Genomic DNA, 21,754 nt, shown 5'->3' on the forward strand with positions numbered 1-21,754 from the left:
CTCACACCAGGGACTTGAACTCCGGCACGGGGCCGTCCAGCGCGGCGCCGGGGCCGCGGCCCGACAGCCACGCCAGGAGGTCGCCGGGGGTGCCCGTGACGAGGCCGGCGGAGCCGTCGGCCATGGTCCACGTGTGGGTGCCGTCGGTGAGGCGGATCGGGGGCAGGTCGCCGAGGTACATGTTGATCATGTTGGTCACGACGTCGTCGACGTAGTCGCCCAGCAGGGAGCACGCGCTGGTGAAGTCGTGGCCGGCGTCGAGGTCGACGAGGTGGATGGTGGTCTCCGCGAGGCGCAGTGTGAGGGCATCGGCGCCGGTGATGGCCTGGCCGCCGCGGCCGCGGACGGGCGCGGTCCACGCGTGGTCCGGCAGCGAAGCGGCCAGGTCCACGAGCCGCTCCCCCGACGTGACGACGTCGGCGAGGATCTCGGTGGCACCGCGGGTGGCGCCGGCGTTGATGTCGTCGTCGCGGGCGGTGCCGGGGCCGTACATGGGGTGCTCGACACCGGTGGCCGCCCAGGTCAGGAGGTTGCCGACGGCGTCGGCGTTGCGGGCCAGGTGCGAGAGCAGGTGCGCGCGCGTCCAGCCGGGCAACGCGCTCGGCGCGCGCACCGCGGTCTCGTCGAGGGAGCCGATGACCACGGCCCACTCGTCCTGCAGTTCCTTCACGCGGGCCAACGCCGTTGTCGTCACCCGGCGATCGTAGGAGCTATCGGCCGTGGGAGCTATCGGCGCAGCGCGGCCGGGGCGTCGGAGGGAACCGCCGGGTTCTTCGGCGCCACCGCGTCCAACCGTGCGTACGCCGCGTCCTGCGCCGGTCGCTGGTCAACCTCACCCTTGTTGGGCCAGAACGAGAACGCCCGCTCGGCCTGCGCCGTGATCGTCAGCGACGGGTTCACGCCGAGGTTGGCCGTGATCGCCGAACCGTCCACAACGGACAGTCCCGGGTAGCCGTAGACCCGGTGGTACGGATCGATCACGCCGGACTCCGCGCTGTCGCCGATCGGCACGCCGCCGATGAAGTGGGCCGTGAGCGGGATGTCGAAGATCTCGCCCCACGTGCCGCCCGGCATCCCGCCGATGCGCTCGGCCGTGCGGACGTTGGCCTCGTGCCCGGCCGGGATGAAGCTCGGGTTGGGCTCGCCGTGACCCTGCTTCGACGTGTACTTGCGCCGCCCGAAGAGCCCGGGCCGCGTGTACGTGGTGATGGAGTTGTCGAGGCTCTGCATCACCAGCAGGATCACGGTGCGTTCGCTCCAGCGGTAGCCGTTGAGCAGCTTCGCGGACTGCAGCGGGTGCTTGACCAGGAACGTCAGCGCCTGGCGCCAGCGCGGCACCGGCGAAGCGCCGTCGGTGGCGACGGTCTGCAGCAGGCTCATCGCGTTGCTGCCCTTGCCGTAGCGCACGGGCTCGATGTGGGTGTTCTCGTCGGGGTGGATCGACGACGTGATCGCCACGCCGCGGCTGAAGTCGCGCGCGGAGTCGACCGCGGTGCGCGCGGCGCCGATGATCGCCTCGGAGTTCGTGCGCGTCAGCTCGCCGAGCCGACGCGACAGCCGCGGCAACGCACCCGTGTCCTTCATGCGGTGCAACAGGTTCTGCGTGCCCCACGTGCCCGCGGCGAACACGACCTGGCCCGCCGTCACGGTGGTGCTGAAGCGCTTCGAGCGCGTGCCGGTCTTCTGCAACGTCACGCGGTAGCCGTCGCCCACCGGCTCGACCGACGAGACGGTCGTCAGCGGGATGACCTTGGCCCCGTCCTGCTCGGCGAGGTAGAGGTAGTTCTTGACCAGCGTGTTCTTCGCGCCGACGCGGCAGCCCGTCATGCAGGCGCCGCACTCGGTGCAGCCGACGCGGTCGGGCCCGGCGCCGCCGAAAAACGGGTCGCGCACGGTCTCGCCGGGCTTGCCGAAGTACACGCCCACCGGCGTCGGGTGGAACGACTCGCCCACACCCATGTCCTTGGCGACGTCGCGCATCACCACGTCGGACGGCGTCAGCGTCGGGTTCGTGACCACCCCGAGCATCCGGCTCGCCTGGTCGTAGTGCGGCGCGAGCTCCGCCTCCCAGTCGGTGATGTGCGCCCACTGGCGGTCGGCGTAGAACGGCTTCAGCGGGCGGTACAACGTGTTCGCGTACACCAGCGACCCACCACCGACGCCCGCGCCGGCCAGCACCATCACGTCGTTGAGCATGTGGATGCGCTGGATGCCGAAACACCCGAGCTGCGGCGCCCACAGGTACCGCTTGAGGTCCCACGACGTCTTCGCGAACTCGTCGTCCGCGAACCGCCGCCCCGCCTCCACCACGGCGACGCGGTAGCCCTTCTCGGTGAGCCGCAGCGCCGCCACGCTGCCCCCGAACCCGGACCCCACCACGACGACGTCGTAGTCGGGCCCGCCCTGCGCTGTGGTGGTGTTACTGGCAGTCACAGGTCCGAGCGTAACCCGGGGATGTCCTTCTGACCAGAGGTAAGTTACTCGCCGGTTACATGGCCGAACCGCGGAAGCCGGACTCGGCCAACCGATACGATGCCCGCCGATGACGGTGAATTCGGTCCGAGCCCGGCGACGGGCCGGCGAGGCGAGCCAGACCGGCTTGAAGGTGCGCCTGCGCAAGATCCGCCCCGCCGACCACCGCGTGCTCGCCGGGTTCGACCGCGACGCGGCGCGTGGCCACGACCTGCGCCTCGGCGGCTATCGGCACTGGGCCGCGCACCGCGGCCGGGTCGCCGACTCCGGCGACGACTTCCACTTCGCCATCGAGGCGTGGCACAGCCGGGCCGTGGTCGGGTCCATGTGGATCCAGGCCGATCCGGCGACGCGCCGCTTCAGCTACGGCATCGGGATCGGCCCGCAGCACCGCCGTTGCGGGTACGCCGCCGACGCCGTCACCGTGCTGCTCACGGTCATGTTCGAGCAGCGCGGCTACCGCGAGTGCGTGGTGAGCGTGAACGGCGCCAACTTCGCTTCCCTTGCGCTGCACGGAGAACTCGGCTTCCGCGAGGAGGGCCGGCCACGCGACACCGAGCTGCGCCTCGGGGAGGTGCGGTATCCCGTCCTGATGGGACTCACCGCGGCCCGGTTCGCTGCGCACCAGCGGCGCGGTCCCCTGCGTCCCGAGCGCGGACGGCATTGGCGCACCCCGAGGCGCGGTCGGCACTGGGCGTCCCGCACAGCGTCCTGAAAGCCTGAAGTCGTGAAAGCCTGAGGTCGTGAAAGAGGCCCCCACGTCCACGACGCGGGGGCCTCGGCAAGCGAACGATCAGCGGCGGACCGTCAGCCCGACCCGCTGGAACTCCTTCAGGTCCGAGTACCCCGTCTTCGCCATCGCGCGGCGCAGCGCGCCGAAGAGGTTCACCACGCCCTCGGCGTCGGACGATGGGCCGAAGAGCAGCGTCTTCAGGTCCACCGCGTAGTCGGAGTCCGGGCCGGCCACGACGCGCGAGCGGGGCAGCGACGGGTGGGCCGCGGCGGCGGTCCAGTAGAGGCCCTGGCCGGGGGCGTCGGAGGCGGTCGCCAGGGGCGCGCCGAGCATCACGGCGTCGGCGCCGCAGGCGATGGCCTTGGCGATGTCGCCCGAGGTGGTCATGCCGCCGTCGGCGAGGACGTGGACGTAGCGGCCGCCGGTCTCGTCGAGGTAGTCGCGGCGGGCGGCCGCGGCGTCGACGATGGCGGTGGCCATGGGGACACCGATGCCGAGCACGCGGTCGGTGCTGGTGACGCCCGGGGTGTAGCCGTGGCCGACGATCACGCCCGCCGCGCCGGTGCGCATGAGGTGCATGGCCGTGCGGTAGTCGCTCACGCCGCCGGCGATCACGGGCACGTCGAGGCGGCCGATGAACTCCTTGAGGTTGAGCGGTTCCGCGTCGCGCTCCACGTGTTCGGCGGAGATGATCGTGCCCTGCACCACGAGGATCTCGACGCCGGCGGCCAGCAGGTCGGGGGTGAGCTCGGCGGCGTGCTGCGGGCTCACGCGCGCGGCCACCGTGACGCCCGACTCGCGGACGGTCTTGATCGCCTCGCTCAGCAGGTCGAGCCGGACCGGCGCGGCGTGCAGCTCCTGCAGCTCACGGACGACGGCCGTGGGGTCCTCGGTGTCCTCCGCGGCGCGGACCAGCCGGAAGATGGCGTCCTCGACGTTGGCGTGGCGCGCCCACAGGCCCTCGGCGTTGAGCACGCCCAGGCCGCCCAGCTCACCGATCGCGACGGCCGTGCCCGGCGACACGATGGCGTCGGTCGGGTGCGTGACCAGCGGCAGGTCGAAGCGGTACGCGTCGATCTGCCACGAGGTCGACACCACCGACGACGACCGCGTGCGCCGCGAGGGCACGATCTCCACGTCATCGAGGTCATACGCCCGCCGAGCGGTGCGACCCATCCCGATCTCGACCAGATCCCGCACGTGATGTCCCTTCTCGCACCGACGACAACGTCGTCCATTGTCGCTAGTCCGCGTGGGTGACCAACGCACGGGGCCTCTTTCGAGGGCGAACAACCGCAGGTTGTGCACCACGTCACGAGGTTGTTTGCCACCGCCGTTTCGCGCGCTGTTGGATGCGTCGGACGACGACAGGGGGACGAGAGTGGCGCTGGGGCAGGACTTCCGGAGGTTGTGGCTCGCATACGCCACGAGCACCGCGGGCACGTGGCTCGCGCTCGACGCGTTCCCGTTCATCGCCGTGACGGTGCTCCACAGCAGCACCACCGAGGTCTCGGTGCTCGCCGCGGCGGGCCTGGCCGTCGGCGCGCTGATCGCCGTGCCGCTCGGGCCGTGGGTGGAGTTCCGGCGCAAACGACCGGTGCTGGTCGCGATGGACCTCCTGCGGTTCGTCGCGTTGCTCACCCTGCCGCTCGGGTACGCGCTCGGCGGGCTCACGTTCGGGCAGCTCGTGGCCGTGTCGGTGGTTGTGGCGGCCGCGGACATCGTGTTCACCGCGGCCAGCGGCGCCTACCTCAAGGGCCTGGCCACCGGCGAGGACCTGCTCGTGGCCAACGGCCGGTTCGAATCGACGCAGTGGACCGCCACCGCCGTCGGGCCGCCGTCGGGCGGGGCGTTGATCGGCGTGTTCGGACCACTCACGACGGTGGTGCTCGACAGCGTGAGCTACCTGCTGTCCGCGCTCGCGATCGGCGCCATCCGCACGCCCGAGCCGCCGCCCACCGCGCGTCCGGCGACAGTCCGGACCAGGGACGTGCTCGACGGCTGGCACTACATCCTCGGTCACCCGCGGCTGCGCGCGTTGTTCCTCAACACCACGCTGGTGAACGGCCTGATCATGGCGACCTCGCCCCTGCTCGCGGTCCTGCTCCTGCGCGAGCTCGGGTTCGCGGCGTGGCAGTACGGGCTGGCGTTCGGCGTGCCGTGCCTGGGCGGGCTGCTCGGCTCACGGCTGTCGCGCCGCATCACCGCGCGCTTCGGCCCGGACCGCGTGCTGCTGGTCACCGGGACGCTGCGCGTGATCTGGCCGGTGGCGCTCGGGTTCACCCCGCGTGGGCTCGCCGGGCTGGGGTTCGTGATGCTCGTGGAGTTCGGGCTGATCCTCACCATCGGCATCTTCAACCCGGTGTCCGCCACCTACCGGTTGCAGGAGACGGAAACCTCGCGCGCCGCCCGCGTGCTGTCGGCGTGGAGCATCACCGGCGGCGCGACGCGGGCCGCGCTGACGCTGGTGTGGGGTGCGCTCGGCGCGTGGCTCGGCACGCGCGAAGCGATCGGCCTGGCTGGGCTGCTGATGCTGGCCACGCCCGTGCTGCTCTGGCGGGTCAGAACAACGTCGCGCCCGCCACGGCCCCCGCGACCGCGGAAAGCAGGCCCACCGCGAGCGACACCGGCAGCGCCCGTTTCCCGCCCCGCACCATGAGGAACACCGCGTAGGCCAGCACGATCACCCCGACCAGGCCACCCCACACCGGCCCGATCAACGACGACGTGCGCACCCCGACCACCTCGTCGCCGCGGCGCACCTCGCGCACCGCGCCGGACCGGTTCGAGCGCGTGAGCTCCACGGCGGTGCCGACGCGGGTGTCGAGCGCCGGATCCACGCTCAGCATGTCGACGTTCTCGCCGCCCGCCGTGAGGAACCGCAGGACGTAGCGCGTGGGCGGGTTGTCGGGGTCGCGCACCTCGTCGCAGCTCACGACGTGGGCCGCCTCGACGTGCGACGGCCCGGCGACCTGAACCACGACGCCGGCCCCGACGGCCGCCGGCATGGCGAAGCCGACGACGACCACGAACAACTCGGCGAGACGATCCGCTTTCACCGCACCACTCAGCCGCACCGCGGCCGTCGCCGTGAGGGGACAAATGCCGCTCAGCGTTCGGGGGCCCGGAATCCGTGTCAGAAGGAGACGCGCTCCACGGAATCCGTTCGCAGCACCGACTCCTGCTGGAACAGCTTCTTGTAGTCCGTGCGGATCTGCTCGAGGTCGGTGTCGGCGTCGCGATCGTCGAACGGGTACAGGATCACGAGGACGATCGAGTGCTCGCGCGTGATCTCACCCGACGCGATCCGGTACTGGCCCGTGCCTTCGAGCTGGGTGAAGCCGTCAGGGAAGCGCGGGGTGACGTCCTTCGCGGTGAAGTCGGCGAAGTCCGCTTCGCTGACCACGCCGCCGTCCGGCTTGCCCGTGCCGAAGTAGAGCTCGGTGCGTTTTTAGACGTCGCCGCGATCAGCGGTCGCGGGCGCGGGGGCATTGGCCGGCGCAGCCACCGCCGCTCCCCCACCTGCGCCCAGCAGTGCCGCCGCCGTCGTGACCATCAGCACAACCCGTCGTGAAATGGACATCCCGCCCGCCCCCTCCGAGAAAGATCAACGTCTCGAAGTGTGCCGGGACGGGCGGGATGTCCGGAAGATCCGAACGAGTTACCGCGCGGAGTAGTTCGGGGCCTCGACGGTCATCGTGATGTCGTGCGGGTGGCTCTCCTTCAGCCCGGCCGCGGTGATGCGGACGAGCTGCGCCTCCTGCAGCTGCGGGATCGTCTCGGCGCCCGCGTAGCCCATGCCCGCGCGCAGGCCGCCGACGAGCTGGTGCACGACGTTGGCGAGCGGCCCGCGGAATGGGATGCGGCCTTCGATGCCCTCCGGGACGAGCTTGTCCTCGTTGAGCACGTCGTCCTGCGCGTAGCGGTCCTTGGAGTACGACTTGCCCTGGCCGCGCGACTGCATCGCACCGAGCGAGCCCATGCCGCGGTAGACCTTGAACTGCTTGCCGCCGACGAGGATCAGGTCGCCGGGCGACTCGGCGGTGCCGGCGAGCAGGCTGCCCAGCATCACGGTCGACGCGCCGGCCGCGATGGCCTTGGCGATGTCGCCGGAGTACTGGATGCCGCCGTCGCCGATCACCGGGATGCCGGCCGGGCGGCAGGCCTGGTCGGCCTCGTAGATCGCGGAGATCTGCGGCACGCCGACACCGGCGACGATGCGCGTGGTGCAGATCGAGCCCGGGCCGACGCCGACCTTCACGCCGTCCACGCCCGCGTCGACGAGCGCCTGAGCGCCCGCGCGCGTGGCGACGTTGCCGCCGACGATGTCGACGGTGTCGCCCAGCTCCTTCTTCAGCAGCTTCACGGTCTCGACGACGGCGCGGGAGTGGCCGTGGGCGGTGTCGACCATCAGCACGTCGACGCCGGCCTCGGCCAGCGTCATCGCGCGCTTGTGCCCGTCGGCGCCGACGCCCACGGCCGCGCCGACGATCAGGCGGCCGTCGGTGTCCTTGGTGGCGTTGGGGTACTGCTCGGTCTTCACGAAGTCCTTGACCGTGATCAGGCCGCGGAGCTTGCCCGCGCCGTCGACGATCGGCAGCTTCTCGATCTTGTGCCGGCGCAGGAGGCCGAGGGCCGCGTCGGCCGTGACGCCGACCTGCGCGGTGATCAGCGGCGCCTTCGTCATGACGTCGCTGACCAGACGCGTGTAGTCCACCTCGAACCGCATGTCGCGGTTGGTGATGATGCCCACGAGCGAGCCGGACGCGTCGGTCACGGGGACGCCCGAGATGCGGAAGCGGGCGCAGAGGGCGTCGACCTCGGCCAGCGTGTCGTCGGGCGAGCAGGTGACCGGGTCGGTGACCATGCCGGCTTCGGACCGCTTCACCACCTCGACGGCGGCGGCCTGCTCGTCGATCGGCAGGTTGCGCTGCAGCACGCCGATGCCACCCTGGCGCGCCATGGCGATCGCCATGCGGGCCTCGGTGACGGTGTCCATGGCGGCGGAGACCAGGGGAACGTTGAGGGTGATGTTGCGCGTGAGGCGGGTGCTGGTGTCGACCCCGCTGGGCACCACGTCGGATTCGGCCGGCAGAAGCAGCACGTCGTCGAAGGTCAGGCCCAGCATCGCGAACTTGCTGGGCACGGGGGCGGTGATGCTTTCGCTGGTCATAGCGGGCGAAGGGCCTTCCTGGCGGGGGTGAGCGATCTGGCCGAGGGGCTGGCTGAGCCTTCCCCTCATGATATCCGGGCTCCGCCCCTGACCCGGGTGGGTGGGGACGGGCGCCACACGGCGGGTACCGTGCAGGCCGTGCCGCACGACGTGTTGCCCCCCGACCCCTTCGCGGACGACCCGGACGACCCGGCCCGGGCGTTCCTCGACCCCGAAGACCAGCTGGACGAGCCCATCAGCCCGGACGAACGCACCGAGCTGCTGGCCGACCTCTCCGACCTGGCGGTGTACCAAGCCCTCCTGGAGCCTCGCGGCGTCCGCGGCATCGTCGTGGACTGCGGCGAATGCGACGAACCCCACTACCACGACTGGCACCTCCTGCGCGCCAGCCTCGAACAGCTCCTCGCGGACGGCCGCATGCGCCCCCACGAACCGGCCTTCGACCCGAACCCCGGCGACTACGTGAGCTGGGACTACTGCCGCGGCTTCGCCGACGGCGTGACGGCGAACGAGAGCGCGTACTGAGCTTTGCGGCTGCGCTGAACGGCCCTGGTGAGACTGCTCACCAGGGCCGTTCTCGTCTCGGTGGCCCGCGCTCGAACGACCCTGGTGACCTTCGTGTCACCGGGGCGGTTCGGCTGTTCTCGGGTTTGCCGCTGCGGGTGGGAGCCCGGGGCTTCTGACCAGACGCGGCAGCAAGGACGCAGCCCGCCCTCCCAGGGGGCCATCCCCAGCCCAGTCTATCGGCCACCCCCGACAAAACCGCTGTTCAAGCCGCCGAAGCGCGAAGCTGTCCACAACTTGGCAACTCTGTGGACAACCGGTCGCCCACCCCTGCCGGCAACACCCGCTCACGAAAAACGCCCCGGCCTGAGCCAGGGCGTTTTTCGATGCTGAGCCTTACGGGTTCTCCGACGTGTTGCTCTGGCCGCCGACGCTGTTCTGGCCGCCGACCGTCCCGCTTTCCGAGGACTCGTTGCGGGGGCTGCCACTGCCGCTGCCGGGGTCGTTGCCCGTGACGTCGGTGGGCGTCGTGGACGGCGGCGGCGTGACGGTGGTGGTGTCCGGGGGCGGCGGAGGCGGAGGCGGCGGTACGACGCTGGTCGTGTCCGGCTGGCTGGTGGAGCCGGTGCCGGGCAGGGACGTCGGCTGGCCGCTCGGCTGCTGCGACGCCGTGCTGGCCGGGTTGTTGGCCGGCGGCGGCGTGGCCGGGTTGTTCGGCGGGTTCTGGCCCCCCGTGGTGGGCGCGATCGGGTCACCGAGCTGGGCGGCGAGCTGGCGGTGCTGCTCCAGCAGCTGGTCGCGGTTCTCGTCGTCGGTGACCTGGTTCAGGGCGGCCTGCGCGTCGTCGAGGGCCTTGCGGGCGTCGGCGAGGCGGTTGTCGGCCAGGGCGAGGTTGGCCTTCTCGAGGTCGAGCTTCGCCGCGGCGGCGGCTTCGACCGAGTGGGCGTGGTCGGTGTAGAGGACCTTGGTCAGGCCCCACAGCGTGTCGCCCGGCTGGGCGTCGCGGGCGGCGAGGCCGGTGCCGGCGAACGCGATGGCCACCGCGGCGCACGCGGCGGCGACCGGCACCAGGATGCGGCGCCGGCGGCTGCGGTCGGCGCGTTTGCGTGCGAGCGAAGCGGTCTTCACGGTGGTGACGGCGGTGTCGACGTCGACCAGCTCGGCCAGCGGCTCGCTGTCGATGTCGCGGCGCCACGCGAGCAGCAGCGCGTTGAGCTCCTGGTCACCGAGCCCGTCGGCGATGGCCGGGTCCGTGCCTCCGAGCGCGTCGAGCAGCGCGTCGTCGGCCTGGATGGCCGTGAGGTCACCGTCGGCTTCCGGGTCGTAGGCCGTCATGCCGCTCGTGAACGCGGACGGCGACAGGTCACGATCGTCGTCGTGATCAGTCACTCAGATCACCTCCTCGGCGGCGAGCACCTTACGCAGGCGGGCAAGCGCTCGGTGCTGGGCCACTCGAACGGCACCCGGCGTCGACCCGACGGCCTCCGCGGTCTCTTCCGCCGACAAGCCCACCACGACGCGCAGCACGACGATCTCGCGCTGTTTGTCGGGGAGCACCTGCAGCAGCTGTGCCATCCGCTCGTTCAGCTCGCCCTGCAACGCGCGCTGCTCCGGACCGACGCCGACCTCGACCTCGTCGGGGACCTCGGCCACCGGCTCAGCCCGGTTGCGGGCCGCCGCGCGGTGCGCGTCGGCCACCTTGTGCTGGGCGATCCCGTAGACGAAAGCCAGGAACGGGCGGCCTTGTTCACGGTACGAAGGCAATGCCGTGAGCACCGCGAGACACACCTCCTGCGCAACATCGTCTGCCGAAGCGAACGAACGCTCCTGCCTGCCAACCCGAGCACGGCAATACCGCACTACCAGGGGGCGGATGGCCGCCAGTAGCCGGTCCACCGCCTGAGGATCTCCCTCTACGGCAGCGGCGACCGGCTCATCCAGTCCATCCCCCACATTGGCCATCGCAGACAACAGTCCCAGTGTTACGTGTAGGCGTGCAAAGAATCCGGCGCGTGGTCATCGTGCCCCGCCCGCCGGTGACAGTTACCGTACCGTCGGCGACCTCTCCGACAACCGCCAGAGGTGGTCACCGGCGTGCCGCGTCGTGGACCCGGCCGCACCGCACACCTCGATCAGAGGACCAACGAGCGGCTGACCTGCGGGGTACGGCTTGCTGCCCGGGAGGGTGGCGCCGGCTGGGAGCCTGCCCGAGCGGTGGGGACGAAGGCGACGAACGTGACAGGTGACACATCCGTCACCGATGACACAGGTCAAGACCCGAGGACACAGGTACGGGCCAGGGCGGCAACCCTGGCCCGTCGTCACCGTGGCATCAGAACGGACAACCTGTCACGCAGAGCGTGGTCTAGCAGTTACTTGGCTTCAGGACACGAGGCCACGGCGGAAACCGTGGGCCACGGCCTGGGCGCGGTCGCGGACGCCGAGCTTGCGGAACAGCCGCCGCGCGTGCGTCTTCACCGTGTCCTCGGACAGGTACAGCTCACGGCCGATCTGGCCGTTGCTCTTGCCCTGGCTCATGCCGCGCAGCACCTGCAGCTCGCGCTCGGTGAGCTGCACGCCGGGGTCCGACGGCTGGCGCGGCGCCGGCACCGAGGTGCTGGCGAGCGTGTGGGCCAGTGCGGCGACCAGCTCGGGGCGCGAGGCGTCCCAGCGGAGGTAGCCGCGGGCACCGCCGGCGATGGCGGCGGCGATGCTGCCGGCGTCGTCGGGGGCACCGAAGACGATGACGTTCGCCTGGGGGTTCGCGGAGACGAGCCGCCGAGTGGCTTCGACGCCCGTCGGGACCGCGCGCTGCGTCCCGACCAGCACGACGTCGACCGGCTGACGGGTGTACCGGGCCAGCAGCTCGTCACCGTGCGCTACGCAGTCGATGCGACTGACCCCTGGGACCGCGGACATCACACGGGTGAGCCCTTCGCGGACACTGCGTCGGTCGTCGCAGATCAAGACCGTCGTCACGGGGTTTCCTTCCTGCAGCCGGGTGACATTCCACTTCCCCTATCGGACGCTTTAGCCCGAACCTTGACACGATCCGGTGGCTTTTTTTGAAGTTTCTTAGCCCGGATGCCGGAACGGCGTTTCCAGAGGGCTCAACCCGGCCTGTCGGGCACCCACGGTGAATCCTCTGCGATCCGCATCACGCAAGGATCTGCGTGCCGTAACACTGCGTGCAACACCTCGCGGCTTCTGAATCGATACTTCTCGGCGTGTCCGGGGTCCAGATCGGCCGCTACGCGTGTCGCCACCCAAATAAGTGAATAGAGTTCGTATTTCTCGGCGGTCATGGCGGCATTTGTGACGACGTCGAGTGCAGTAGCGCGTTGCTCCGGTTCCCCGGCCGTCGCGAGTGCGACTCCGAACACGATGTCGGATTTGACGATGTGCCGGTGCGAGCCGCGCACCCGCGCCGTTTCCGCAGCTCGCCGCGCAGGCTCGAGCGCCTCCCCCGGACGGCCGGCGGCCAGCGCGATCTCGGCGCCGACCCAGCCGCCACGGACGGTGGCGCGCCAGCGGTCGTCCGCCTCCGCCGCGCGGGCGGCCAGGCGCCGGGCGGCGGTGAGCCGGCCCAGGGCGAGGTTGTCGGCGGCCAGGCCGAGCAGGGCGTCGGCTCGTGCGCCGGCCGCGTCGAGGCCGTCCGGGTCCGGCTGCGAGCGGGCGCCGTCCAGCGCCACCAGCGCCTCCCCGTCCAGCGCCCGCGCAGAGACGTGCCCGCCGAGCTGACGGCGGTGCGACGCCAGCGTGGTCGCGGCCAGCGAGGCGATCACGGGGTCGGCGCTCCGGCGCAGGTCGGCCAGCGCCGTGGCCGCGGCGGCGTAGCGGCCCTGGGCGCCGAGCACGACGGCGGCCAGCAGCCGCTGCCGGGGCTCGGCGGAGGGCGGCGCGGTGACGGGCACCGGTGGCGGCACGAGATCGCCGAACGCGAGCTCGGCGAGGAAGGTTCGGAGCACGGGACCTTTCTAGCGCCCCGCCCCGACAAGAACGTGCTCGACGCGGCCCGCGGCGGCCGGCAGGTCGGCGAGCAGCTCGACCTTGTCGGGCAGCGTGGCGACGTCCCAGCCGGGCCCGCACGCGAACAGCCGGCTGCGCTGACGGCCACGGGACACCCGCGCGAACAGCCGCGGGTCCGCCACGTCACGCCGGTGCGCCCAGAGGACCACGGCGGCGGGCGCGCTGCGTCGCACGGCCACCGCCAGGACCTCAGCGGGCAGCGGCACGCCGAACAGCTGGGCGCCGATCCGCCGCCCCGCCAGCGCCGCCGCGAGCGCGTAGACGGGCATGGTGTCGCGTTCCTCGGGCACGCAGGCGAGCAGCACCGGACGCAGGTTGAGGGGCGCGTCGAGCACGGGCGTCGCGCGCACGAGCGCCGCGTAGACGCACTCGGCCAGCAGGTACTCGACCTCGGCGCCCGCGCTGACCCCGCGCCAGCGCGCGCCGAGGGCCGTGAGCACTGGTTCGACCACCCCCGACCACGCGGCGAGCACGCCGAGCTCGTCGAGGGCCTCGGCGAGCATGCGCTGCACGGCGCCGACGTCCATGGCCAGCGCGGCCGTGCTCAGGCGGCGGGCAAGGCGCGACGGGACCTCGCCGTCGGCGGGCGCGGGGTGCGCCGGCGTCGCGGGTTCGTCGGCGGGCGGGACGATCTCCGTACGCGGCATCTGCTGCAGCGCGTAGCGGGCGGCCTCGGCGGTCGAGGCGCCGCGGAGCAGGGCGCGCTGCATCAGCTCGAGGCGGTCGATGTCGGAGCTGCCGTAGCGGCGGTGCCTGCCGTCGGTGTGGCGGCTGGGGCCCAGCCCGTAGCGGCGGTCCCAGGTACGGAGGGTCGACGGGGCGACCCCGAGCCGGCGAGCGACCGAGGCCACCGGCAGGGTGGGTTCTCCTTCACGCGCTCCGGATCCCACCCGGCCAATATCCAGGCCCGCGAGAGTCACGGCAACCGGAGCCAAAACCCCTGCTCACCATTCCGGGGGATGCCTAACGGCTGAATCATCCCGAAGCTCTTGAACAACTATTGGCGCGCTTCTAACGTTACCGCCGTTGCACCGAATGGAGTATCGGCACCACAGCAGAGCAGCTAATGGCATCGACCGGATGACGGAGGCGGTCAGGATGGCAGACACGCGCAGGCTCCCCGGTCCCAACGCAGATATGTGGGACTGGCAGCTGGAGGGGTCGTGTCGGGGGATGGACAGCGCGGCGTTCTTTCACCCGGACGGCGAGCGGGGGCCGGCTAGGGCACGCCGTGAGGCCAGGGCGAAAGCGGTCTGCCTGGCCTGCCCGGTGCTCGACATGTGCCGGCGGCACGCACTGGCCGTGCACGAGCCCTACGGCATCTGGGGCGGACTGTCGGAGTCCGAGCGGGAGAACCTGATCAAGCAGGACAAACGAGCGCTGAGCATGTCCGGCGGCTGAGCGCGCTCACGAACTCACGGCAGGGGCGGTGTCCACTTCGGACGCCGCCCCTGCCGCGTTTTCGCTGGCGCCAGGCCAGCACAGCATCGCCGCGTCGATGATCGCGGTGAGCCCGGGCAGGTCCACGCCGTCGCGGGCCTGCATCGACAGGCCGAACAAGACCGTGGCGTAGTACGCGCCGAGCGCCTCCACGTCGACGGTTTCGGCGAGCTCACCGGCCTCGATCCCGCGGCGCAGGCGGGCCCGGACCAGGTCCCGGACCTCCTCGCGCTGCGCCTTGAGGTACGCGCACACGCCCTGGTTCGAGGGCGAGCAGTTCGTGGCGGCGAGCACGACCATGCAGCCCGTGGGGTGCTCGGGATCCACGTACGTGCGGGCGTTGTCGCGAAGCATCGCTTCGATGGCCTCGCGTGCCGTCGGCTCTTCACGCAGCGCGCGGGGCGTGTAGCTGCCGTACGTCTCGCCGTAGCGCTCGACCGCTTCGCGGAACAGCGCCTCCTTGCCACCGAAGGCCGCGTACAGGCTCGGCGGGTTGATGCCCATGGCGCCGGTCAGGTCGGCCAGCGACGTGCCCTCGTAGCCGCGCTCCCAGAACACGAACATCGCCTGGGTCAGGGCGTGCTCCCGGTCGAACGCGCGTGGCCGGCCTCGCGGTGACATGGACCACCTTCTTTAGCGAGCGATACAGAAAAACTTGACGACCCCATGGTACGGCGTCTTTTATGTAGTCATCGATACAGAAAGGGTGACACATGGGTTCGCTCAACGGCAAGGTCGCACTGGTCACCGGCGGTAGCCGGGGCATCGGCGCGGCGATCGCGAAACGGCTGGCCGAGGACGGCGCCGACGTCGCGATCACGTACGAACGCTCGGCGGACAAGGCGGCCAAGGTGGTCGCCGGGGTCGAGGAGCTGGGCCGGCGCGGCCTCGCCCTGCAGGCCGACTCTGCGGACGCCGCCGCGGTGACGGCGGCCGTCGACCGGGTCGCCGAGGAGCTCGGCGGGCTCGACATCCTGGTCAACAACGCCGGCGTCTCCATCGCGGCACCGCTCGACGAGCTCTCCCTCGCCGACATCGACCAGACGCTCTCCGTGAACGTGCGCGCCGTGCTGGTCGCCACGCAGGCGGCCCTCAAGCACCTCCCCCGCGGCGGCCGCGTGGTCTCGATCGGCAGCGACCTGGCCGAGCGCGTGCCGTTCCCGGGGATGAGCGTGTACTCGGCGAGCAAGGCGGCACTGATCGGCTTCACGCGTGGCCTGGCGCGCGACCTCGGGCCGCGGGGCATCACCGCCACCGTGGTCCACCCGGGCTCGACGAACACCGACATGAACCCGGTCGACGGTCCCTCCGCCGCGGCCCAGGTGCCGCACATCGCGCTGGGCCACTACGCGGACGCGGCGGACGTCGCCGCGACCGTGTCCCACCTCGCCGGCCCCGACGGCCGTTACCTCACGGGCACGGCGATCACGGTCGACGGCGGGTTCACGGCCTGATCGGCCGCCGTCACCGGCCCGGGCGCGCCGCCAGCCCGGTCCAGAACCGCAACGCGGCGCGGTCCAGTTCGAGGGCCAGCTGCGTGGCGTGGTCGGACGCGGCGGCGGTGCCGTGGCGAGCGATGCGGCTGCGGTGCTGCTCGACCTGCTCGGCCGCGAGCTGCGAGAGACTCTCGGGGTCGGCGAGGTCGCTGAAGGCGAGCTTGAGCCAGGCCACGCTGCGGATCTCGGCCGGTTCGGCGTCGGGGCGGCTCAGCCACTCGCGCAGCGCGCGGTGGCCGGCTTCGGTGACGTAGTAGGTCTTGCGGCGGCGGCCGGAGGTCTCCTGGTCGCCTTCGAGCAGGCCTTGTTCCTGCAGCTGGCCGGCAATCGCGTACAGCTGCGCGTGCGGGATGGGCCAGTACTGCCCGATCGAGCGGCGCAACGCCTGCTTCACCGCGTACGGCGTGGTCACCCCGAGCTGGGCGACCATGCCGAGCACCACGTAGGCCGTGGCGGACAGCTCTCGCGTTCCCGAAGTCATCGGCGCCTCCAGTAGTCACACTGAGACTACTCGACGGCGTCGGGAAAACCCGCGGCCAAGATCTTCGTCACGCGATCGGCCAGGCCTCGGCACCGGCTGACCGGTCGGTGCCCGCGGGCTCGAAACCCAGGTGCGCCAAGCGATCCCGGTAGAGCTCGACGTTGGTGCTCACCTCGTAGGTCGCGCGGTCGCCGTCGAAGACAGCGAGGTGGCGAGGTTCACGGCAGCTCCCTCGGCGCAAACGAAACCGGGGCGGCACCCCCTCGCAAGGGAGCGCCGCCCCGGTTCGGCGTGCTGGTGGAACTAGTGCGAGTGACCGTGGCCGTGGCCGGCGTCGGGTTCCTCGTCGACCGGCTTCTCGACCACGGAGCTCTCCGTGGTGAGCACGAGCCGGGCGATGGACGCGGCGTTGGCGACCGCGGAGCGGGTCACCTTGACCGGGTCGACGATGCCCGCCGCGATCAGGTCGGTGAGCTCGCCGGTGGCGGCGTTGAAGCCGTGGCCCCAGCTCTGCTCCTGGACCTTGTTCACGATGACCGCGCCCTCGTGGCCCGCGTTGCTGGCGATCCAGAACAGCGGGGCGGTGAGCGCGTCGCGGACGATGCGGACGCCCGTGGCCTCGTCACCGGTCAGGCCGAGGTCGCCCTCGAGCTCCTTGACCGCGTGGACCAGCGCCGAGCCACCACCGGGGAGGATGCCCTCCTCGACGGCCGCCTTCGTCGACGCCACGGCGTCTTCGATGCGGTGCTTGCGCTCGTTGAGCTCGGTCTCGGTGGCCGCGCCGACCTTGATCACGGCCACGCCGCCGCCGAGCTTCGCGAGCCGCTCCTGCAGCTTTTCGCGGTCCCAGTCGGAGTCGGTGGTCTCGATCTCCTTGCGGATCTGCGCGATCCGGCCGGCGATGGCGTCCTTGGAGCCCGCGCCGTCGACGATCGTGGTGTCGTCCTTGGTGACGACGATCCGGCGAGCGCGACCCAGCGAGCTGAGGTCGATCTCGGACAGCTTCACGCCGATCTCGGCGGAGACGACCTCGCCGCCGGTGACGAACGCGAGGTCGTCCAGGAACGCCTTGCGGCGGTCACCGAAGAACGGCGCCTTGACCGCGACGGCGGTGATCGTCTTGCGCAGCGAGTTCACCACGAGGGTCGACAGCGCCTCGCCGTCGACGTCCTCGGCGATGATCAGCAGCGGCTTCTTGGCCTCGACGACCTTCTCCAGCACCGGGAGCAGGTCGGCCAGCGCCGAGATCTTCTCGCGGGACAGCAGGATGTAGGCGTCCTCGAGGATCGCCTTCTGGTCCTCGGGGTTGGTCGCGAAGTGCGCCGACAGGAAGCCCTTGTCGAACTGCACGCCCTCGGTGATCACGAGCTCGGTCGCCAGGGTCGACGACTCCTCGATGGTGATCACGCCGTCCTCGCCCACGCGCTCGACGGCCTCGCCGAGCAGCTGGCCGATCGTGGCGTCGCGGGAGGTGACGGTGCCGACCTGCGCGATGTTCTCGCGGCCCTTGACCGGGGTGGCCTTGGACTTGAGGATCTCGACGACCTTCTCGGCCGCGGCCTCGATGCCCTTGCCGACCGAGGTCGGGTTGGCACCGGCGGCGACGTTGCGAAGACCGTGCTTGACCAGCGACTGGGCCAGCACCGTGGCGGTGGTCGTGCCGTCACCGGCGACGTCGTTGGTCTTCGTGGCCACGTTCTTGGCCAGCTGCGCGCCGAGGTTCTCGAACGGGTCGTCGAGCTCGATCTCACGCGCGACGGTCACGCCGTCGAGGGTGATGGTCGGGCCGCCGAACTTCTTGTCCAGAACGACGTGGCGACCACGCGGGCCGAGGGTCACCTTGACGGCGTCGGCGAGCTTGTTCACCCCGCGCTCGAGCGCGCGACGAGCGTCCTCGTCGAAACTGATCTGCTTGGGCATAGCGTGTTCCGCTTACCTTTCAGGGGTTTTTGAACGCAAGAACGCCCCGTCCCCCGGCTTGTGCGGGGCCCGGGGCGTCATGCGCTGCGAGCGGACGTCAGTTGATGACGGCCAGCACGTCGCGGGCGGAGAGGATGAGGTAGTCCTCACCGTTGTACTTGACCTCGGTGCCGCCGTACTTGGAGTAGATCACGACGTCGCCCACGGCCACGTCGAGCGGCACGCGGTTGCCCTTGTCGTCGATCCGGCCCGGGCCCACGGCCAGAACCTTGCCCTCCTGGGGCTTTTCCTTGGCGGTGTCGGGGATGACGAGGCCGGAAGCGGTCGTCTCCTCGGCCTCGCTCGTCTGGACAACGATCTTGTCCTCGAGCGGCTTGATGTTCACGCTCACCGGGTTGACCTCCACGGTCGTCGAAAGCGTCGGCAGGATGACTTACGGCTCCTACCACCCCCGCCGTCGCGGGTGCCGGGCGTGTTCGGGCCGTTCGATTAGCACTCTAGCCACGGGAGTGCCAGCATTGCAAGGAGGGTCCATCTGACGTGGGGGAATCCTCGCCGAGGCGGGCTGACCAGCGACTTCATTTCGCACTGGTTCCGCCGGCCGTCGCTAGGCGCCGTCGATCAGGATGAGCAGGCCGAGGGCGATCAGCACGGCGGGCAGGACGATGTGGCCCCAACGCGCGAGGGTCCGGGCGACGGCGGGACGCGTGGCGAGGTGGTGGCCGGCGGCGAGCCAGGCGGCGACCAGCACGAGGAACACCACCGCGTAGACCGTCGTGCCGGCCGGGCCGGTGGTGGCGAAGACGGGGACGTAGACGCCGATGTTGTCGCCGCCGTTGGCGAGGGTGACGGCGGCGACTTCGAGGGTCCGTGGGCCGCCGGGGCGGGCGGGTTCGGCGTCGTCGCCGCGGTGGCGCCAGGCCTGCACCGCGGCGCGGATCCCCAGGGCGATCGACAGCAGGCCGAGGTACGGGATGAAGCCGGCCGGCAGGAACGTCACCCCGAACGCGGCCGCCACGGCGACGACGAGGATCGCCGCGAACCCGAGGTACTGGCCGGTCACGACGGCCCGGGTCGCGCCGGGCAAACCTGCGCCGCGGGCGAAGAAGAGGGCCAGCACGAGGAGGTCGTCGACGTTGGTCACGGCGAACAGGCCCACGGCCTGGCCGACGACGTTCAGGGGCACCCGCCCGACGATGCCAGGTCAGACGGGTTTGGCGGCGCGGACGATCGCGGAGTGCATGCCGTCGGCGACGAGGTGGGTCGGGGTGAGCTGGATGTCGGTGAAGCCCGCGGCTTCCAGGCCCGCGCGGTACTCGGCGAAGGACAGGGCGCCGGCGATGCAGCCCACGTAGTCGCCGCGTTCGGCGCGCTGGGCGGGGCTGAGGGTGTCTTCCGCGACCACGTCGGACACCCCGATCCGTCCGCCGGGCTTGAGGACGCGGAAGGTTTCCGCGAAGACGGCGGGTTTGTCGGTGGACAGGTTGATCACGCAGTTGGAGATCACGACGTCGATGGAGTCCGCGGGCAGCGGGATGGATTCGATGGCGCCCTTCAGGAACTCGACGTTGGTGGCGCCGGCCTTGGCGGCGTTGGCGGTGGCCAACGCCAGCATCTCATCGGTCATGTCGAGCCCGTAGGCCTTGCCGGCGGGGCCGACGCGGCGGGCGGACAGCAGGACGTCGATGCCGCCACCGGAGCCGAGGTCCAGCACGTGCTCGCCGGGGTGCAGGTCGGCGACCGCGGTGGGGTTGCCGCAGCCCAGGGAGGCGGAGACGGCGTCGGCGGGCAGCTCGGCGCGTTCGTCGGCGGCGTAGAGGCCGGAGCCGAAGTCGACGTCGGCCGGTGCCGGGCCGCAGCACCCGGTCCCGCCTGAGGTGACTTCCAGGGCGGCCGCGGCGTAGCGCCGGCGCACGGTTTCACGCAGGTCGGTCATCGTGCTTCTCCTTGCTGGATCAGCTTGTATCGACGTTTGTGGAAACAACCTTGCGCTCTGGATCGGCAAACGTCAATATAGAAGCATGTCGATCCAGGAGTTGCCCGACGAGCGCGAGGGGTGCTGCGCGGGACTGAGCTCGGCGCCCTTGGCCGAAGCCGAGGCCGCCGAGCTGGCCCGCGTGTTCAAGGCACTGGGCGACCCGGTGCGGCTGCGGCTGCTGTCGATGATCGCCTCTCGCGAGGGCGGCGAGATGTGCGTGTGCGAGCTGACGCCGGCGTTCGACCTCGCGCAGCCGACGATCTCGCACCACCTGAAACTGTTGCGCCAGGCCGGTTTGATCGACTGCGAGCGCCGGGGGACGTGGGTCTACTACTGGGCGCTTCCGTCCACAATGGAGCGTCTCGCCGCGGTGCTGCGCGTGCCGCAGGTGGCCCCGGCGTGACCACCTCGCTTCTTCGCCGGGCGGCCGCCGAGGCCGTGGGAACGGCCGCGCTGGTGGCCGTGGTCGTCGGCTCCGGTGCCCAGGCCGCCGAGCTGTCGCGCGACGTCGGCGTGCAGCTGCTGGCGAACTCGCTGGCCACCGTTTTCGGGCTGGGCGTGCTGATCGCGTTGTTCGGGCCGGTGTCCGGCGCACACTTCAACCCGCTGGTCTCGCTGGCGGCGTGGCTCACCCGTCGTGGGGAGTTCGGGTCGCGCGACGTCGCCGCGTACGTGCCCGCGCAGTTCGCCGGCGGCATCGGCGGCGCGGTCCTGGCGAACGCGATGTTCGCCCGCCCGCTCGTGCAGTGGTCCGGACACGACCGTGCCGCCGGGAACCTGTGGCTCGGCGAGGTGGTGGCGACGGCCGGTCTGCTCATGCTGATCGCGGGGCTCGACCGCACCGGACGGGGGCACCACGCACCGGTGGCGGTGGCGTCGTTCATCGGCGCCGCCTACTGGTTCACGAGCTCCACCTCGTTCGCGAACCCGGCGGTGACCGTCGGACGCGCTTTCACCGACACGTTCGCCGGGATCGCGCCCGGTTCGGTCGGTCCCTTCGTCGCCGCCCAGGTCGTCGGCGCCGCCGTCGGCCTCGGGCTCGTCGCGCTGCTCTTCGGCGTTCCCCGCACACTCCAGGAGGCTCGCTCGTGACCCGGTCCGTGTTGTTCGTCTGCGTGCACAACGCGGGCCGGTCGCAGATGGCCGCCGCGTTCCTCGCGCACCTCGGCGGTGACCTCGTCGAGGTCCGCTCGGCCGGCTCCGCACCGGCCGACTCGCTCAACCCCGTCGTCGTCGCAGCCATGGCCGAGGCCGGCATCGATCTCACCGCGGAGACGCCGAAGGTTCTCACCCTCGACGCCGTGGAAGCGTCGGACGTCGTCATCACCATGGGCTGCGGTGACGCCTGCCCCGTCTTCCCCGGCAAGACCTACCTCGATTGGGAACTCGACGACCCGGCCGGCAAATCCCTCGCTGAAGTCCGCGTCATCCGGGACGAGATCCGCAATCGCGTGCGGGCGCTCGTCCCGGAACTTGGGTCAGGCGTCGACCGCGGACGGACGAACACCGCCTGAGCACGGCCGAAGAT

Annotated in this window: 24 protein-coding genes and 1 pseudogene; 8 read left to right on the forward strand and 17 right to left on the reverse strand. The window is 71.2% G+C overall.

Features of this window, described 5'->3' with window-relative positions; translation table 11 throughout:
• Position 1: 1 nt before the first annotated feature.
• Both AB0878_RS02230 and AB0878_RS02235 read right to left on the reverse strand, forming a co-directional pair.
• Positions 2-694 (reverse strand): maleylpyruvate isomerase family mycothiol-dependent enzyme, encoded by a 693-nt coding sequence (locus AB0878_RS02230; protein ID WP_366575683.1) that lies wholly within the window; start codon positions 692-694, stop codon positions 2-4.
• Between the two features lie 32 nt (positions 695-726).
• The gene (locus AB0878_RS02235; RefSeq protein WP_366575685.1) at positions 727-2,433 is read right to left on the reverse strand and encodes a GMC family oxidoreductase; all 1,707 of its coding nucleotides are present in this window, start codon (positions 2,431-2,433) and stop codon (positions 727-729) included.
• 172 nt (positions 2,434-2,605) lie between these two features.
• Between AB0878_RS02235 and AB0878_RS02240 the strand changes: the two genes are divergently transcribed.
• Positions 2,606-3,187: a GNAT family N-acetyltransferase gene (locus AB0878_RS02240; protein WP_366575963.1), complete on the forward strand. Its 582-nt coding sequence runs from the start codon at positions 2,606-2,608 to the stop codon at positions 3,185-3,187.
• A gap of 78 nt (positions 3,188-3,265) precedes the next feature.
• Here AB0878_RS02240 and AB0878_RS02245 read toward each other — a convergent pair whose 3' ends face one another.
• On the reverse strand, positions 3,266-4,405 hold the full coding sequence (locus AB0878_RS02245) for a GuaB3 family IMP dehydrogenase-related protein (RefSeq protein WP_366575687.1): 1,140 nt from the start codon (positions 4,403-4,405) through the stop codon (positions 3,266-3,268).
• Positions 4,406-4,586: 181 nt separating this feature from the next.
• On the opposite strand from AB0878_RS02245, the gene AB0878_RS02250 reads away from it, so the two are divergent.
• Positions 4,587-5,864 (forward strand): MFS transporter, encoded by a 1,278-nt coding sequence (locus AB0878_RS02250; protein WP_366575689.1) that lies wholly within the window; start codon positions 4,587-4,589, stop codon positions 5,862-5,864.
• Here the strand turns inward: AB0878_RS02250 and AB0878_RS02255 are convergent.
• The 3 genes and pseudogenes from AB0878_RS02255 to guaB form a co-directional block, all read right to left on the reverse strand.
• A complete protein-coding gene (locus AB0878_RS02255; protein ID WP_366575690.1) occupies positions 5,767-6,264 on the reverse strand; it encodes a hypothetical protein in 498 nt (165 codons plus the stop codon). The two genes, AB0878_RS02250 and AB0878_RS02255, sit on opposite strands and share 98 nt — an antisense overlap.
• Before the next feature lie 77 nt (positions 6,265-6,341).
• Positions 6,342-6,641, reverse strand: a pseudogene (locus tag AB0878_RS02260) (DUF3574 domain-containing protein); the annotation flags it as partial.
• A gap of 225 nt (positions 6,642-6,866) precedes the next feature.
• The gene (gene guaB / locus AB0878_RS02265) at positions 6,867-8,378 is read right to left on the reverse strand and encodes an IMP dehydrogenase (RefSeq protein ID WP_360597460.1); all 1,512 of its coding nucleotides are present in this window, start codon (positions 8,376-8,378) and stop codon (positions 6,867-6,869) included.
• A 129-nt stretch (positions 8,379-8,507) separates the two neighbouring features.
• Between guaB and AB0878_RS02270 the strand changes: the two genes are divergently transcribed.
• Positions 8,508-8,903 (forward strand): DUF5319 domain-containing protein, encoded by a 396-nt coding sequence (locus AB0878_RS02270; protein ID WP_220247349.1) that lies wholly within the window; start codon positions 8,508-8,510, stop codon positions 8,901-8,903.
• Positions 8,904-9,278: 375 nt separating this feature from the next.
• Here the strand turns inward: AB0878_RS02270 and AB0878_RS02275 are convergent, their stop codons facing one another.
• The 5 genes from AB0878_RS02275 to AB0878_RS02295 form a co-directional block, all read right to left on the reverse strand.
• Positions 9,279-10,217: an anti-sigma-D factor RsdA gene (locus AB0878_RS02275; protein ID WP_366575965.1), complete on the reverse strand. Its 939-nt coding sequence runs from the start codon at positions 10,215-10,217 to the stop codon at positions 9,279-9,281.
• Positions 10,218-10,271: 54 nt separating this feature from the next.
• Positions 10,272-10,844, reverse strand: coding sequence for a sigma-70 family RNA polymerase sigma factor (locus AB0878_RS02280; protein WP_220247347.1), 573 nt, complete (start codon positions 10,842-10,844; stop codon positions 10,272-10,274).
• Between the two features lie 420 nt (positions 10,845-11,264).
• Positions 11,265-11,861 (reverse strand): response regulator transcription factor, encoded by a 597-nt coding sequence (locus tag AB0878_RS02285; protein ID WP_020662719.1) that lies wholly within the window; start codon positions 11,859-11,861, stop codon positions 11,265-11,267.
• A 131-nt stretch (positions 11,862-11,992) separates the two neighbouring features.
• Positions 11,993-12,850, reverse strand: a complete 858-nt coding sequence (locus tag AB0878_RS02290; RefSeq protein ID WP_366575693.1) for a hypothetical protein — start codon at positions 12,848-12,850, stop codon at positions 11,993-11,995.
• Between the two features lie 9 nt (positions 12,851-12,859).
• Positions 12,860-13,801: a MerR family transcriptional regulator gene (locus AB0878_RS02295; protein ID WP_366575695.1), complete on the reverse strand. Its 942-nt coding sequence runs from the start codon at positions 13,799-13,801 to the stop codon at positions 12,860-12,862.
• Between the two features lie 190 nt (positions 13,802-13,991).
• Between AB0878_RS02295 and AB0878_RS02300 the strand changes: the two genes are divergently transcribed.
• Positions 13,992-14,312 carry a WhiB family transcriptional regulator gene (locus tag AB0878_RS02300; protein ID WP_220246148.1) on the forward strand — a complete coding sequence of 107 codons (321 nt, stop codon included), beginning with the start codon at positions 13,992-13,994 and terminating at the stop codon, positions 14,310-14,312.
• A gap of 6 nt (positions 14,313-14,318) precedes the next feature.
• Here AB0878_RS02300 and AB0878_RS02305 read toward each other — a convergent pair whose 3' ends face one another.
• Positions 14,319-14,972 (reverse strand): TetR/AcrR family transcriptional regulator, encoded by a 654-nt coding sequence (locus AB0878_RS02305; protein ID WP_366575697.1) that lies wholly within the window; start codon positions 14,970-14,972, stop codon positions 14,319-14,321.
• 92 nt (positions 14,973-15,064) lie between these two features.
• Between AB0878_RS02305 and AB0878_RS02310 the strand changes: the two genes are divergently transcribed.
• Complete coding sequence (locus AB0878_RS02310; protein WP_366575699.1) at positions 15,065-15,805, forward strand: SDR family NAD(P)-dependent oxidoreductase; 741 nt, start codon at positions 15,065-15,067, stop codon at positions 15,803-15,805.
• Between the two features lie 10 nt (positions 15,806-15,815).
• Here the strand turns inward: AB0878_RS02310 and AB0878_RS02315 are convergent, their stop codons facing one another.
• From AB0878_RS02315 to arsM, 5 genes are all read right to left on the reverse strand, one after another.
• A complete protein-coding gene (locus tag AB0878_RS02315; RefSeq protein ID WP_366575701.1) occupies positions 15,816-16,328 on the reverse strand; it encodes a PadR family transcriptional regulator in 513 nt (170 codons plus the stop codon).
• 303 nt (positions 16,329-16,631) lie between these two features.
• Positions 16,632-18,248: a chaperonin GroEL gene (groL, locus tag AB0878_RS02320; protein WP_366575702.1), complete on the reverse strand. Its 1,617-nt coding sequence runs from the start codon at positions 18,246-18,248 to the stop codon at positions 16,632-16,634.
• 97 nt (positions 18,249-18,345) lie between these two features.
• On the reverse strand, positions 18,346-18,639 hold the full coding sequence (gene groES / locus AB0878_RS02325; RefSeq protein WP_009072407.1) for a co-chaperone GroES: 294 nt from the start codon (positions 18,637-18,639) through the stop codon (positions 18,346-18,348).
• A 216-nt stretch (positions 18,640-18,855) separates the two neighbouring features.
• A complete protein-coding gene (locus tag AB0878_RS02330; protein ID WP_366575705.1) occupies positions 18,856-19,434 on the reverse strand; it encodes a cadmium resistance transporter in 579 nt (192 codons plus the stop codon).
• An 18-nt stretch (positions 19,435-19,452) separates the two neighbouring features.
• Complete coding sequence (gene arsM, locus AB0878_RS02335; RefSeq protein ID WP_366575707.1) at positions 19,453-20,184, reverse strand: arsenite methyltransferase; 732 nt, start codon at positions 20,182-20,184, stop codon at positions 19,453-19,455.
• A gap of 85 nt (positions 20,185-20,269) precedes the next feature.
• Between arsM and AB0878_RS02340 the strand changes: the two genes are divergently transcribed.
• Genes AB0878_RS02340 through AB0878_RS02350 form a run of 3 tightly spaced genes read left to right on the forward strand, consistent with a single transcriptional unit; the run spans position 20,270 to position 21,740 of the window.
• Positions 20,270-20,629 carry a metalloregulator ArsR/SmtB family transcription factor gene (locus AB0878_RS02340; protein WP_366575709.1) on the forward strand — a complete coding sequence of 120 codons (360 nt, stop codon included), beginning with the start codon at positions 20,270-20,272 and terminating at the stop codon, positions 20,627-20,629.
• Positions 20,626-21,318: an aquaporin gene (locus AB0878_RS02345; RefSeq protein WP_366575711.1), complete on the forward strand. Its 693-nt coding sequence runs from the start codon at positions 20,626-20,628 to the stop codon at positions 21,316-21,318. Before AB0878_RS02340 ends, AB0878_RS02345 begins: the two co-directional genes overlap by 4 nt.
• The gene (locus AB0878_RS02350) at positions 21,315-21,740 is read left to right on the forward strand and encodes an arsenate reductase ArsC (RefSeq protein WP_366575713.1); all 426 of its coding nucleotides are present in this window, start codon (positions 21,315-21,317) and stop codon (positions 21,738-21,740) included. Before AB0878_RS02345 ends, AB0878_RS02350 begins: the two co-directional genes overlap by 4 nt.
• Positions 21,741-21,754: the final 14 nt, after the last annotated feature.

Origin of the sequence: Amycolatopsis sp. NPDC047767, assembly GCF_040704195.1 — a bacterium.
In the GTDB taxonomy this organism is placed as follows: Bacteria; Actinomycetota; Actinomycetes; order Mycobacteriales; family Pseudonocardiaceae; genus Amycolatopsis.